This is a genomic window from Legionella navarrensis (assembly GCF_052527415.1).
Genome location: NZ_JBNVZR010000019.1, coordinates 1 through 14,568, shown reverse-complemented (window position 1 = coordinate 14,568; position 14,568 = coordinate 1). Strand labels below are relative to the sequence as shown.

Below are 14,568 nucleotides of genomic sequence, written 5' to 3'. Positions count from 1 at the left end.
GAGGAAAATACCGTGAATCAGGACAAAAAACAAGCAAATCGTGTCGTTTTGGTGACTGGAGCGGCGCGCCGGGTAGGTGCTGCGATCGCTGAAGCCTGCCATCAGGCCGGGTTCCGGGTGGCGATACACTGCCATCTGTCAACAACAGACGCGCACGCTCTGGCCGCCCGTTTAAACAACATCCGCCATGACAGCGCCTGCGTGTTTCCCGCTGATCTGGCCGATCCGGCTATTGCACCCGTGTTGGTAGCGCACGTGCTCGACTGGGCAGGCCGACTGGATTTGCTGGTGAACAACGCCTCATTATTTTTTCGGAGCGATTGTGACCGGGCTCAACCGGAGGACTGGCGGGCTCTGTTTACTGTGAACGTGCAGACGCCCTTCGCCCTGAGCGTAGCCGCGCGCGCAGCCCTGGCCGCACAGCAGGGCGCGATTGTGAATATCACGGATATTCACGCTGAGCGACCCTTAAAGGGCTATTCCGTGTATTGCCAGACCAAAGCCGCCCTGCTGATGCAGACCCGTTCTCTGGCACGTGAATTTGCTCCAGAGGTGAGGGTAAACGCGGTGGCACCCGGCAGCGTAGCCTGGCCTGAGCACGGTAATGTGCTGAGTGAGGAACTGCAGCAGCGCATTGTTGCCAGCACGCCCTTAAAACGCCATGGTACCCCGGAGTTCATTGCCGAGGCGGTTCTGGCCATGGCCGGAAACCGTTTTGTAACCGGGCAGGTGTTAAACGTGGACGGCGGCCGAAGCGTTACTTAGAGCCTTGTCAATATGGATAGGGCACTGGCACAGGGCTGTCCCATCTTAATTTGAACAGAAGTTAATCAGTTAGCAGGATCTGCTCCCTTCTCCCTTGAGGGAGAAGGGCTGGGGATGAGGGTGGTGGGTGTGGTACATTCTTGAGTAAATCAAGAATGCCGTCTATCACACCCTCTATATTTTTAAAAACCTCATGGCTCCATATTCGCAAAACTCGATATCCACAGCTTTCCAAATATTTGGTTCGTAGCAAATCACACTCAATAGCATCCATATGCTGACCACCACTACCCTCATCCCCAGCCCTTCTCCCTCAAGGGAGAAGGGAGCAGATGGTGCCAACGGATTAACTGCAGTTCAAATTAAGATGGGACAGCCCAGGGCACTGGCAAGTTGAGCCTTGGCCCAACCCGGGGCTTTATGTATATTGTTAAATCATGCGGCGCTAATCTAACGCCTGGGCCGGAGCGCTTCGGTATCACCATGATCTCGGTCGTCATCAGCCATACTGGAAGAGCTGGAAGACGGGCTGGACGGTCCGGTGGGCATGACGGGCAGGTAACTCCCCAGGCCTACGCGCCTCAACTGTTTGGCGAAGGCCTCCTTAAAGTTCTGCTCCATCTCCACCACGCGCTGATCCCGATGAGGAAGACGTATGGGAGCCACGGGTGTGCTCATATAGTTTTTGACATATTCCTGAAAATATAACAGCTGATGGGCTTCACCCAGGGCACTGCGCCCCTTTTTTTCAATGGCTTCGTGCAACACATGAGCTGAAGGTGAAAATGCCCGGAAATGGTCATTCCAGGATTCCATGCTTACCCCCTGCTGGCGAGCCGCTTCCTGCATTGCGCTTATCGTATTGTGTAAGGCACGATACAGTGCATCTGAGTGGTCAAACTCAAGGTCATCAATGCTGGCCAGACTGCCACCGCCAAAGAAATGGAACAGACTTCGCGAGGGGCGAGGGGGCTGAGGCTGTTCCTTCGGTAAGTTAAACAGCGTGCGCTCGCGCGTGAGGACGGAATCTCCCGTTGTTTCAATACTGACCGATGGCGCCACAAGCGGTGCCTGGTTAAGTTGATAGAGCTGATAGTAGAGGGCGCCGCGCAGCGACTCAACCAAGGGGCGGCGTTTTTGATCTGGGGCATTGTCAGACAGCCAGGCCCCGGTAGCATCATACAGTCGGTGCATGGCGTCTGTGGCCGGCCGCACGCGATCGCGCGCGGCCGCCATAGCGGCTATTTCCTCATCAAAAGAGTATCCTTCGCTGCCCAGGCGAGGTAATGGGCCACGCACCAGCCTGGCAAGGTCCCTGATACGCGTCTGCACCAGGCTGCTGGTTTCACTAAGCAATTCTGTCAGGGTCCGGGTAGGATCAGACACTCGCCCGGCTTTCAGCAGAGCATCCTGCCGTTGCCAGCAGGCCAGCATGGTTTCGCTGCTCTCCGTTGCGTAGGGATCAACCCTCCAGTCAAACCGTCTTGTAAGGTAAGGCGCCGGGTGAGCCTTATCTGCATAGGCGGGCAGAAAACGGCTGATATCGTAGCCATAGCAGCCTTGGATCTGGTGGGGTTCCGGGAAGGCAAGCCACGCCGTGCGTTGTTCATAAAGCGCGTTTTTAGCCGCCGTTGCAATATGAGCCTGCTCCAACATGGCTTTATTGTGAGGCGCGTGTTCATAAACACTGCGGGTTACACCCTCTACGAGATAGTGTTCTCCGGCAAAAATTCCAGACCAGTGATGTGGCCTTGGCGTGGCTATCAGGCTGGTTTCCGTGAAAGGACCAAATTCGGGAATCACCTGTCGAAAGGCTAACTTATGCAGCCCGCTTCTGAGGGCCTCGTTTTGACCATTGTAGCTGACAACTTCCCCGGTGTACGCTGCGATCACCAGCGTCGCATCGGTGATGTTATGCAGGCGGCTGCAGTTCCCCGCGCTGTAGGCGTTGGTTCCGGGCAGCTCGGTTAAATTGCCCGGAACGGGTTCCTGGGCGAAGATGCTGACGGGAGTGAGTGGCGCATTGCGCTTCAGTTGCATGCTCTGGAGCGATTTGGCTACTTCGAAGGTTGTGACCGCACCGCGACTGTATCCAGCCAGAATGATATTATCAATCGGTCGGCCAACGGCATCATTCAGAGAGGTCAGCCTGATTATATCGAACAGGCGTCCTTTGATGTCTTTCAGAGTGAAGTCTGGGTTTGTTTCCCGAAATTTATCCTCCAGCGCCTGAAAGTTTTCATCATTTGGATTGGCAGCCAGCTCTGCCAGCAGCGGTTCGTATTCCGCTGGGCTCAATTCATGAATAGACCGCTTGATCAAATCAACCGGGCCCAGTATTCCAAGCCTCTCCCTGTGTGCCTGATCGGTCGTCAGGTGCAGTTGATTGTTATCGTTATGCGTGAGCATGCGCTTTGAGAATCGTTCAGCGTATTTGGCCAGATCGGGATTCATGGCATCATTACAGACTTCCGGGTGATCGCAGCCCTGTACGAAAATTACCTTCACATCCTCCGCAGGCCTCAGCCGATCAAACGTCGGCATAAAGCCCCGGCCATCGTTACCTGTACCACAGAAATAGACAACCAATTGCATAATAAACCTCTTTACGGCGCCGATTATTGTTACTTAAAGAGTATACTATGGTTTAAAATTGATCAATTTTTGTCGTAAATGCGGTAGGGTGGGCAAAGGAGAAAGGTTTTGATCAGGCTTTCCAGATCGTCCAGAGCCGTCACCTGATAAATCTCCTGCAGAGCAGAGGGCTGGAGCTCATGGCGAAAATAATAACGCAGCAGCGATTTGCTTTGTAATACGGCCTGGTGTTCGCTTTCCAGCTCAGCCAGATCCTGTAAATGAACCAGAAACAGGTCGATGCGTTCATCCATACTGATATCTCTGGGCCTGCCTTCCAGCAGGGATTGATACAGCCACGGTTTTCCGGTGGCCGCGCGGGCTATCATGGCGGCATCGCAGCCTGTTTCCGACAGGGCCCTGTGCAGGGAGTGGGTATCGCCTATATCACCGTTGACAATGACGGGTATGGCAGCGGTCTGTTTGATCAGGGCTATATGCTCCAGTTGACAGGCAACGTCGTAATCCTCTGTCCAGCGGCGACCATGCACAATGAGCGCATCGGCACCGGCATCCACCAGACGTCTCGCCAGATCCGCATCGCGGGCGGAATCCTGAATACGGATTTTAACAGTCAGGGGACAGGACAGGGTGTTGCGTACCCGCTTAACGATATCTATCAGCCTGTCTGGCTGTTCCAGCAGGGCGCTGCCCGCTCCCTTTTTACGGATTTTGTTTTTCGGGCAACCGCAGTTGATGTCGATCAAATCCGCACCCAGCGCTTCCAGCCTGCCTGCGGCCGCCGCCATGATGTCGGGATCGTTGCCGGATATCTGATAACAGAGCAGGCCTTCATCGGCAGCGCGATACAGATAACGCCCCTGTTCACTGTGTCTGTTAAGTACATCGTGCGCTGAAATCATTTCCGACACGCAGTAGGCAGGGGGTGTAAAGCGCGAAAACAGCCGTCGAAACGGCGCGCAGCTGAAACCAGCCAGAGGCCCCTGAATCAGACGATGGGGCAGCACGAGGCTGCCTATCTGGAAGGGAGTACCTATCATGAAGTTGATCGTGTCAGGCTGACAAGGCTGGCCTGAACAATCTGCACCTGCGACTGTCCCTGCTGCTCAATGCCAAAACGCACATATTTCGCACCCGCCAGCGTCTTGAACCGGCGCAAAAAGCGTTGCTGGGGATAGCGTTCCGATAAGGACAATTCGCCCATTCTCATATAAGGACTTACTCCGGAACCTTGAGCCTTGATGGCCATGCCATCCGCGTCAAGCTGCGTGATCCACAGCCGTACAAAGCCACGACCTTTGATTGTGAGCTTAACAACGTACTCGCTATCCGGATTTACCGGCGTGAGTGATTGAAGTTGCTTCTGCTGGTTGTGCGCATCAAGGCCAGATTGAGTCAATACGCTGTAATCACGATTGAACAGACGCTGTGAGGAAACGATGCTCGCGTTATTATCTAATGTTTTTGCGTTAAGGCCTAAAAGGGGCAGATATTTGTCAGGCACGAAGTGAACTTTATACCCTGTTGTCCATGGGATAAATCCGGGCGTTATATTGACAGTTGTCCCCTCACGCAGGCCACTGTCATCAAGGGAATACAGCTGGTACATGCCGGAGGAGTATTTCATTGTACTGAGTTCCGGCGAGGCGAGTACGTCCTGAATAAATGAATTGGACATGGGTGGCAAGGTATAATCCACGCTGTGAACGTAATTTATGCCCAGCGCCTTGAGATGTTTATGCACCGCTGCTGCCGATTTTTCCAGATACACAGGCAGCATGGCCGGATCAAGGTAGCTCACCATTTTACGCCCTGAATAGTACATATCGGCCGGGCGCATGGTCAGTACCAGGGCCTGCGCAGGAACCAGGTCTGGCATTCGTGCCATCAGATCGAAGGCCGATGTCATATTCAGAATGCGCTCCAGCCTGTTTTCAGAGGCCGTTACTGGCAATTGACTGCTGGTTGAAATGCTGCGCCAGTTATAGTAATAACCCACCGCGGCCAGCTGAGCCAGTGCGAAAAATCCACCAATGGCAGCAAGCAGAATCGTTCGCCTGCGCTTAATACTGGGCGAATACCAATTGACCGGGCCGTCTTCCTTCTGCACCAGCCCGGAAATACCATATGAGGCACAGAGAGCGACAGCCGGCATGATAATCAGTAAATAACGCTCGTTACGTACCATAAGATCAATTCCAGCCAAAACGGACAAAACGACCCCGGCCAGATAAGTAAGAACAAGCCCCAGAGCTAACCATAACATGGTCATTTCAGGTGTATACTGCGCGATACCGTGCAGAAGTCCTTCTCCAGATTTTTTAATTCCGGTTCGCCAGACCAGAAGTATGGCGCCGAGGGTCATCAGCCAAAAATTCAGGCCATAGGCTTCTGGAACAAACCAGCCTTTAAAAATACCGTACTGCACCAGTGCCGGCCCCGTATTCAGGCCACGGGCGTAACGGAAATAGCCCTGCCAGTCGAGAGACTTCAACGCGAATACGGCAGGATTGTCGCTAATGGGAGAGCCAAAAATCAGAAGGTTTTTCCAGTAGGGATAGCCTGCTATCAGCATGGCCATGCCAAGTGCCACCGCAAATTCAAGCAGGGCCTGGCGCCATTGAAGCAAGCCTCGCAGAAGCAGCAGAGCGGCAGCGAGCATGGGTATGAGCAAAATGGCCTGGGAATGGGTCCACATTCCAAGACCCAGAGCCAGACCAAGCCAGCAACCCAGTGCGATACCCCGCTGATTTAAACCAGTCAGCATCAACATCAGCAATACAATGGCATTCGTCGGCAGCGGATCAATCTGGGCGGAATCTGCACCGAGAAACAGCATCGGCGTCGATACGAATAAGATTCCAGCGAGCAGACTGAACGACGACTTTTGCAGTCTGGCCAGAGCGACCACACCCATCGTTGAGCAGAGCAGAAACCATGGGGCTATCAGGCGCATCAAACCCGGAGCGTTGGCGTGCCCCTGAATGGCGGAGGTAAGATAAATCAGGGAAACATAGAGGGGAGGGTGCGTCCACGGACCAAAAAAACCGGACGGATTGTTCACGGTATCCAGAACGGGATAGATATCCAGCGTTCTGGCCTGATACAGCAGGCGACCTACGGTTGCATATTCAAGCGGGTCATTTTGAGTTAAAGGCAAAAATACGCTGTTACAGAAAAGTGCTGCCAGCCATACCAGCAACAGCAATTGCAACAGGCGCATGATCCAGTCTGATACTGGTTTTGAGCATGGCAAAGGCTTTGTTCCTGCGCGGTATAGGCAGGCTGTTATGGTGAGGAGAATGCCCGTAAACAGCAGATGTGTGTCAGGGTTGCCTTGTGGGAACAGCAACAGAGCCAGAACCGCGGCTATTCCTGCCAGAAAAGGTGACAGTACCACGCCTGTTGCCCAGACAAACCCGGCCTCACTGGCCGGGCTGTTCCAGCGCATGAGCCGCGCGAGAGATACACCTGCAAACGTGGCGATGCCAATAAGGCCTGCAAATTTAAGCCATGCCAGTATCGATGTTTCTATCATGCATGCATTCCTGCGACATCAAGACGGTTAATGCGCCTGATGGTGTCATTAAAGTCAAGGTTTAAGGTGTCCAGATACCATCTCAGACTTTGAGCCCGCGGTCTGTTTTCAACGAGAATGGCCTCCAGCGCTTCCGCGCGGGTGATTTGACCCTCTCTGATCTGGTTGCTGCGAAAGGTGTCAAATTCGGTAAAGCCCCGTGCCGTCATGTAGATGTAGTTATAAAACGGAGCGGTTCCATCGCCTATGCGCCAGGTGCTGGTTGAATCGGGTGAGGTTTCAAAATCGTATTGCTCCATAATGATTTTGTTTACCTCGCGCTCATCCCAGACCATGTGCTCAAACATAAAGAAAAAGTCACGTCTCGGTTCAAAATAATAGGATGAAAACGCTTTGGCGGTATCGATAAGCGAGCTGTTTATATAGCCGGGGTTCATCATAAAACGAGAGGCGTAATAGCTGATCATCCGGATTTTTCGGGTCAGAGACTGATAATCTATCCGCGCCTTGCCGAAATCAGGCGGAGTTCCGCAGAAGCCTGATTTGAAATCGGTATTTTCAAGCGGGTTGGCAGACCATAAATCAAGACGAATGCCGGTTTGTTTTTTAATGGTGTTGGCTATCTTGAAAAAATGTTTGTCGCCAGCCATAAACAGGGGAACCATGCCCAGATCAGGCTTTCGTAACCAGGCCGCCACGTTTTTGCGGATGTTGTCCCGTTTCATTTTGATATCGGCTGATACCAGAATGTTAGGAACGCCCAGCCGGCCACAGACCCGGGCGATGTTTCTACGGGCCAAATCCGTGACCATGCCCCAGTCATAGGTAAAGGTAACCGGATTTAAGCCAAATTCTTCCTTGATAACATGCAGACCGTAACAACTGTCACGTCCGCCGCTGAAGGGAACCAGCACATCCGGCGTTCCGTTTTGCTCCCGAAACTGCTGTGCCATCTGGATGAATTCTGCTTTTGATTTTGCGGTGTCTGTGCCTTTGTATTTAGGTTGATAGTGCTGGCAATAGTTACAGCGGCCTGTGCTGTCAAAGGAAATATAGGGGAAGGTTTCCGGAAGTACACAATTCGTGCAGCGCTTCAGTTCGCGCATGGCCTGCTCGTTGTATTTGAGCAGCGATTCGTCCGCCGGGCTGACCGTGCGTTTACCTGTATTTTTCGCGGGAATACTGACCTGAAGGTGTTGAACTTCCGCGTTCTTTTGCCTTGTTTCGTGTCGCTCCAGCCCGGCCGGCATGCTCAAATCAAATGGCCGCATTGACAGCGTGTTTGCCAAATCAACGTAGAGCCCGCTATTGGCCCTGATGTGCTGTGCGTTAACCTCGTGTCCGTCTGCCTCGTACAAAGGCTTCAGCGCCTGCTGTAATATAAAACGTTCTGAGGCAAACGCAATCCCGGCCTCGTTTGGCAGCACGGCGTAATACAAATCGCCCGTATTGGAGGCCAGCGTCAGGCTGCTGTCGCTTTCGTGTATCCATGCCATGGAGGCGGATCCTTCAATCTGCGTCAGTACCTGTTGCGTTGCGGCCACCGGATGATAATTCTGTGCCATGCTGTCACTTAACAGAGCGGCAAGCACTTCGGTATCGACCTCGGCATGGCGTGTCAGGTGAGCGTGACGGCTCCAAAGGGCATCGGTGTTAACGATGATCCCGTTATGAACAATATTGACATCGCGCCAGCGTACGGGCTGATTATTTCCAGCGAGGCAGGCATCACCGTTGGTGACCAGGCGCGAATGGGCAAGAGCAATGAGGGGCTCAGACGTATTTTTGCTGTTTTGCGCGTAAGCCTTGTCGAGGCCATTGTGCAGACTGTCCCGAAAAGCAGAGGAACGTACGGCCTGGGAGGCTGGCTGTGCGCATTTCACTGTCCAGGCCTGCGCTGCTCTGGGCAGGTAAAGGCAAAGGCCCGTTGATTCCTTACCGCGACTTTCTGACAGGCGATACAGTCTGCCAAGCAGGTCCTTAAAGTCTTTTCTGGCCAGATCGGCGCCAGTTTTCAGGGCAATACCAAATATTCCACACATATATTAACCACGCACTCTGTTAAGTATTAAATTCCAGCTAAGTAACCGCTCGGTGAAATACATCATCACGGCAATGCCGGCGATGTAGCCAATGATGGTTCCCGTTGCCGCGCCCTCAATACCCATAATGGGTACCAGCAGAAAAGCCGCTGCCACGTTTGAGCCCAGCATGACCAGATGTTGAATGGTCTGATAGACGGGATGGCCTGATATCAGTAATAAATTGTCGAAGGGCACGAATGTCGCTATCAGATTCATGCCACATAATAAAATCAGCAGGGCCGGCATACCTTCCAGCAGGCCTTTGTCCGGCATAATCCAGGCCGCCAGAACCCAGTAGGCCGCGAGCACACAGGCGGACAGCAAAAAGAGAAGCGGGGCGACGTACTTTTGCGCCTGTGCTCTCAGATTTCTGGCCTGAGTCCAGTCGGCGTCTCGGATAACAGCGACCAGCAAGGGGTTGAAGTTAAGCCGAACCATCGCCAGCACCTGATAAATTCCCTCAGCCAGCATGGCGGCAAAACTGTATACGCCGGTGGCGTGTTCGGATAGAAAAAAACCGATAACCAGCACATCAACCCGTGTATTGATTTCCGTGCACATGCCCACCATCAGGCTGCGGCTGCCAAAATCCAGATGCCTGAGTATCCACGCCCTGGACAGCCCTGGCGAATCGATGAGTCTTTCTCGACAGATATAAACCCCTGCAGCGAGCGTGGTCAGTAATTCGGACACGAAAAAAGCATAGGTCGCGCTGGCAATTGGTGCTGCAGAGGCCGAAACCAGGGCAACAACTATCATGATGACCAGATAACGCAGAGCCTGTAGAACAGAAAAGGCCTTTATTTTTCGCAGGCCGTTTAAATACGCGAGCAGCACTTTGTTCAATGGGAACAATAACAGACCCCATGAGATATGGCCTATCGCCTGACCCGTTTCAGCACTGTGAAAGACAAGGGTAAAAAACGGCTCACAAAAATAAATGACAGCGGCCAGAATAACTCCGGTTATCAGCGATAAGACCGATGCGGAACAGAGCATGACCCCACGCTCTGCAGGGGAGTCATGGTAGAAGGCCGCATAGCGTAACACCGAGTAGTGGACACCCCAGACGGCAAACTGTGAGCCAATGATATAAACGGCATAGGCCAGATTAAATACAGCCAGCGCAGATGCATCACGTGTTACCGTGATGATGATATTAATGAGAATGCCGCTGATGCCCAGGATAAAGAAACTCAGCATGGACCAGCTGATATCCTGGGATAATTTCTGGTGGCGGATAGTGTGCGTCAGCCTGGACAAGAGCGACATGCGTTCGTTCATTACTCTTCTTCGCGCTTGATATCCCTGTGCTGCAGGGGCGGATTCAGATGTTTGTTTTCCTCGTAATCAAACCACATGGCGAAAAACAGTGAATTAAAGCCAAGTGAAAAGGAAAAGAGCCAGCTCAGGAAGGTTATTTCAGGAATCTGACCCTGTGCTACCCACAGAATAATCAAACGGAAAAACAACGCGATGCTTAAGGCTACGCCGAAAAAACCAAACGCGTAAAAAAACACCAGCGGGTGAAAGTTGCGAATGATGTATTTTTCCTTGAGTCGCCAAAAAAACAGACGGGTGAGCAGCGAGCCAATGGAAAACACGACTTTTCGGACTTTTATTCCTGATTTTTCCCCGACGTTATAAACCGGTTCGATGGGTACATCAATCACACGCATGTTGGCAACATTCAGTTTCACAAGCAAATCGTTAGGCTGGCCATAGCGTTTGTACATGTCATCCCAGTCTATGGCCTTGAGAGCCGCGGCATTGATGGCAGTATAACCGGTTTGCGAGTCGGCCACGTGCCAGTATCCTGACGCAATTTTGGTCAGCAGAGAGAGCACCGAATTGCCGAAAAAACGAACCTTTGGAATTTTTTTGAAGGCTTCCCCAGTGACCAGGCGATTGCCCTTGGTGTAGTCGGCCTTGTTCTGGATGATGGGTTCAAGAATCGCCGGTAAATCATCGGGATCCATTTGACCGTCTCCAGCCATGACCACGGCAATATCGTAGCCCTGGTCACGAGACCATTTATATCCTGTGGCGATAGCACCTCCAACACCCTGATTGACGGCGTGTTCAAGCAGCGTAACGCGTCCCTGGGCAAATGCTGGATGCTGGCGAATCACCTCCGAGGTTTTGTCCTTGCTGCAATCGTTGACAATGACGATCATATCTACCGTAGCAGGCATGGTATCAATTACCCTTGCTATCTGCGTTTCTTCGTTGTAAGCGGGAACGACAACAGACACGGTCTTTTGTTTGTACATGGGGGCTCCATACGGCGGGTGGTCACCAAAAAGAGGCAATAATATTCTTTTTTTGCCTGCCAGTGCAACTGGGGCAGCCATTATAATCGCCTTATCCGATCCCAGCCATGATGACGCTGCCATCTTGTTTTTTAAGGAAATGGCCATTAAAATGCCAGCCTTTCTTCCCGGAGGCACACCTCCGTGATTCCATTAAGTGTAATTCAAGACCAATCAAACGGATGTTCTATGTTAAATAATTTTGTGGCAAAAATGGCTGATAAAGAAGCCATTATCGGTATTATCGGTCTGGGCTACGTTGGCCTGCCCCTGATGTTGCGTTTCGCAGAAATGGGGTATCGTGTCATTGGAATTGATGTTGACGAGCGCAAAAACGACTTCCTGAAGCAGGGCAGGTCCTATCTGCAGCATATTCCCTCTGAGCGTATCGCTCCCTTGCGCCACCTTATTTCCTCCACATCCGATTTTTCTAAAAGCAATGAGGCGGACGCACTCATCATGTGTGTGCCCACGCCATTGGATAAGTTCCGTGAGCCGGATCTGAGTTTTGTTTTTCAGACCATGGATAATCTGCTGCCGCATTTACGTGCCGGTCAACTGATATCCCTTGAAAGCACAACCTACCCCGGAACCACAGAAGAAGAACTGCTGCCACGCATCGAAAGCACGGGTCTTAAGGTGGGAGAGGATGTCTTTCTGACTTTTTCGCCTGAGCGTGAAGATCCAGGCAATCCACATTTCAGCACAGCCACCATTCCCAAGGTGTGCGGCGGCCAGACGGCACAATGCCTTGAAGCAGGCGTCGCTCTGTACTCCGCGGTGATTGACCGGGTTATACCCGTGACATCGACCAAAGTGGCGGAAATGACCAAGCTGCTGGAAAATATTCATCGCTCCGTCAACATCGGTCTGGTCAATGAAATGAAAATTCTTGCGGATAAAATGGACATTGATATTTACGAAGTCATTGATGCCGCAGCAACCAAGCCTTTCGGTTTCGTACCATATTATCCAGGCCCAGGTATTGGTGGTCACTGCATTCCCATTGATCCTTTTTATCTGACCTGGAAAGCGCGGGAATATGGGCTGCATACACGCTTCATTGAGCTGGCCGGCGAAATCAACAGCAGCATGCCGCACTGGGTTGTGCAAAAGATTGCCGACTCATTGAACGAGCGCGAGCGCTCCATCAAAAACAGCAATATTCTGGTTTTGGGTATCGCCTACAAGCGTAATGTGGATGATATGCGCGAATCACCCTCTGTTGAGATTATGGAATTACTGCAGGCCAAAGGCGCCCGTGTCGCGTATTCTGATCCGCACGTGCCCCTGTTCCCTGCCATGCGCGCGCATCATTTTGATTTACACAGCCAGGATTTGAATGCTGACATGCTGGCGACCTATGACTGTGTGGTACTGGCAACGGCTCATTGCGTGTTTGATTACGAACTGATAGCCCGCCACGCCCGACTGGTCGTAGACACACGGGGTGCTTTTAGAGCCTTTAAACAAGACAACATAGTGAGTGCCTGACGATGAGCAAGACACCCTGGGTGATAACGGATCGGAAAATAAACGTGGCTGTCGTCGGTTGCGGGCGAATTGCCAATAATCATTTGCAGGCCATCGAGCAACTCGGTGACCACCTGCAGCTGACCGCCGTCTGCGATGTGGACAGTCAGGCCCTGCGGGACGCCAGCACGCGCTGCAAGGTGCCAGGCTTTGCGAGTCTGGAGCAGATGCTTAAGGAGAGCGAAGCGGATATCGTCACTCTGTGCACGCCCAGCGGACTGCATCCAGAGCAAAGCATTCAGGTGGCGCAGTCTGGTCGTCACATCATTACCGAAAAACCAATGGCGACCCGCTGGCAGGATGGTCTGCGCATGGTCAAGGCCTGCGATGCCGCCGGTGTACGCCTGTTTGTAGTCAAGCAAAACCGCCTCAACAGCACCATGCAGGCGCTGAAACGCGCCATCGAACAAAAGCGTTTTGGCAGAATTCATATGGCCAGCGTTAACGTGTTCTGGACGCGTCCTCAGGAATATTATGATCAGGGTGGCTGGCGCGGCACCTGGGAAATGGACGGCGGTGCGTTTATGAATCAGGCCAGTCATTATGTTGATTTGATTCAATGGCTGCTGGGTCCGGTTGACTCAGTACAGGCCATGATGGCCACGCTGGAGCGTGATATTGCTGCTGAAGACAGTGGGGTTATGACCCTGCGTTTTCGCCACGGCGCGATGGCATCCATCAACGTAACCATGTTGACCTATCCTAAAAATTTTGAAGGCTCTATCACCATTCTCGGTGAAAAAGGCACGGTACGCATTGGCGGTGTCGCGGTAAATGAGGTTCAGCACTGGGAGTTTGCCGACGCGCGTCCTGAAGACGAGGCGATCAGGCAGGCCAGTTACCAGACCGCATCGGTCTATGGTTTTGGGCATCAGCTGTATTACCAGAACGTTATTGACTGCCTGCGTGGTGAGGCCAGGCCCATCACTGATGGCCGTGCCGGACTGGTTTCCCTGGAGTTACTGATAGCGGCTTATCGTGCTGCACGCGACAGGCAGACCGTGTATCTTCCTCTGGAGTTATAAGAATGAGTTATCAGGCACACGAAACCGCGATTATTGACGACGGCGCAGAGATTGGTGACGGCAGCCGCGTCTGGCACTGGGTGCATGTCAGCAGCGGTGCGCGCATAGGTAAGGCCTGCAGTCTCGGCCAGAACGTGTACGTGGGTAATAAGGTGAGCATTGGAAATAACGTCAAAATCCAGAACAACGTATCTGTTTACGACAACGTGACGCTGGAAGATGATGTGTTCTGCGGCCCCAGCATGGTCTTTACCAACGTATACAATCCTCGCTCAGCGGTAAGCCGTAAGGACGAATACCTGACAACGCGGGTCAAACGCGGCGCAACTCTGGGCGCCAACTGCACCATCGTCTGCGGTGTGACTATCGGCCAGTATGCCTTTGTTGGTGCGGGTGCGGTTGTCAATCAGGACATTCCCGATTACGCCCTGGTGGTGGGGGTGCCGGCCCGCCAAATCGGCTGGATGAGCCAGTTTGGCGAACAGCTGCACTTCCAGTCCGGCCCAGACGGCCTGGCCTACGCAAACTGCGAAGCCACCGGCGCTGTTTACGTCAGGCAGACTGATGGCAGTGTACGGCTCGCGTAAGCAGTCAGGCCTGTTCCCCGGATTACGCTGGCGCTAATCCGGGCTACAATGGTTGCGTGAATGACATCCCGAAATTTTTGTCCAGACACGTAGCCCGGATTAGGCGAAGCCGTAATCCGGGACGCCATG

10 protein-coding genes and 1 pseudogene are annotated in these 14,568 nt (G+C 52.7%); 4 read left to right on the top strand and 7 right to left on the bottom strand.

Features of this window, described 5'->3' with window-relative positions:
* Positions 1-12: 12 nt before the first annotated feature.
* Positions 13-765 (top strand): pteridine reductase, encoded by a 753-nt coding sequence (locus ACQUTA_RS10925; RefSeq protein ID WP_444988283.1) that lies wholly within the window; start codon positions 13-15, stop codon positions 763-765.
* A 61-nt stretch (positions 766-826) separates the two neighbouring features.
* Here the strand turns inward: ACQUTA_RS10925 and ACQUTA_RS10920 are convergent.
* From ACQUTA_RS10920 to ACQUTA_RS10890, 7 genes and pseudogenes are all read right to left on the bottom strand, one after another.
* A pseudogene (locus tag ACQUTA_RS10920) lies at positions 827-1,042 on the bottom strand (DUF559 domain-containing protein); the annotation flags it as partial.
* Between the two features lie 173 nt (positions 1,043-1,215).
* Entirely contained in the window at positions 1,216-3,360 is a 2,145-nt protein-coding gene (locus tag ACQUTA_RS10915) for a hypothetical protein (protein ID WP_444988282.1), read from the bottom strand.
* Between the two features lie 62 nt (positions 3,361-3,422).
* Complete coding sequence (locus tag ACQUTA_RS10910) at positions 3,423-4,409, bottom strand: tRNA dihydrouridine synthase (protein WP_444988304.1); 987 nt, start codon at positions 4,407-4,409, stop codon at positions 3,423-3,425.
* A complete protein-coding gene (locus ACQUTA_RS10905; RefSeq protein WP_444988281.1) occupies positions 4,397-6,898 on the bottom strand; it encodes a glycosyltransferase family protein in 2,502 nt (833 codons plus the stop codon). The genes ACQUTA_RS10910 and ACQUTA_RS10905 overlap by 13 nt, the downstream gene beginning before the upstream one ends.
* Positions 6,895-8,940, bottom strand: coding sequence for a hypothetical protein (locus ACQUTA_RS10900; protein ID WP_444988280.1), 2,046 nt, complete (start codon positions 8,938-8,940; stop codon positions 6,895-6,897). Before ACQUTA_RS10900 ends, ACQUTA_RS10905 begins: the two co-directional genes overlap by 4 nt.
* A gap of 3 nt (positions 8,941-8,943) precedes the next feature.
* On the bottom strand, positions 8,944-10,266 hold the full coding sequence (locus tag ACQUTA_RS10895; protein WP_444988279.1) for an oligosaccharide flippase family protein: 1,323 nt from the start codon (positions 10,264-10,266) through the stop codon (positions 8,944-8,946).
* Positions 10,266-11,255 (bottom strand): glycosyltransferase family 2 protein, encoded by a 990-nt coding sequence (locus ACQUTA_RS10890; RefSeq protein WP_444988278.1) that lies wholly within the window; start codon positions 11,253-11,255, stop codon positions 10,266-10,268. The genes ACQUTA_RS10895 and ACQUTA_RS10890 overlap by 1 nt, the downstream gene beginning before the upstream one ends.
* Positions 11,256-11,483: 228 nt before the next feature.
* On the opposite strand from ACQUTA_RS10890, the gene ACQUTA_RS10885 reads away from it, so the two are divergent.
* From ACQUTA_RS10885 to ACQUTA_RS10875, 3 genes are read left to right on the top strand one after another with little or no spacing between them, the layout of a single operon-like run.
* Complete coding sequence (locus tag ACQUTA_RS10885) at positions 11,484-12,788, top strand: nucleotide sugar dehydrogenase (RefSeq protein ID WP_444988277.1); 1,305 nt, start codon at positions 11,484-11,486, stop codon at positions 12,786-12,788.
* 2 nt (positions 12,789-12,790) lie between these two features.
* On the top strand, positions 12,791-13,852 hold the full coding sequence (locus ACQUTA_RS10880; protein ID WP_444988276.1) for a Gfo/Idh/MocA family protein: 1,062 nt from the start codon (positions 12,791-12,793) through the stop codon (positions 13,850-13,852).
* A 2-nt stretch (positions 13,853-13,854) separates the two neighbouring features.
* On the top strand, positions 13,855-14,439 hold the full coding sequence (locus tag ACQUTA_RS10875) for an acyltransferase (protein WP_444988275.1): 585 nt from the start codon (positions 13,855-13,857) through the stop codon (positions 14,437-14,439).
* Positions 14,440-14,568 lie beyond the last annotated feature (129 nt).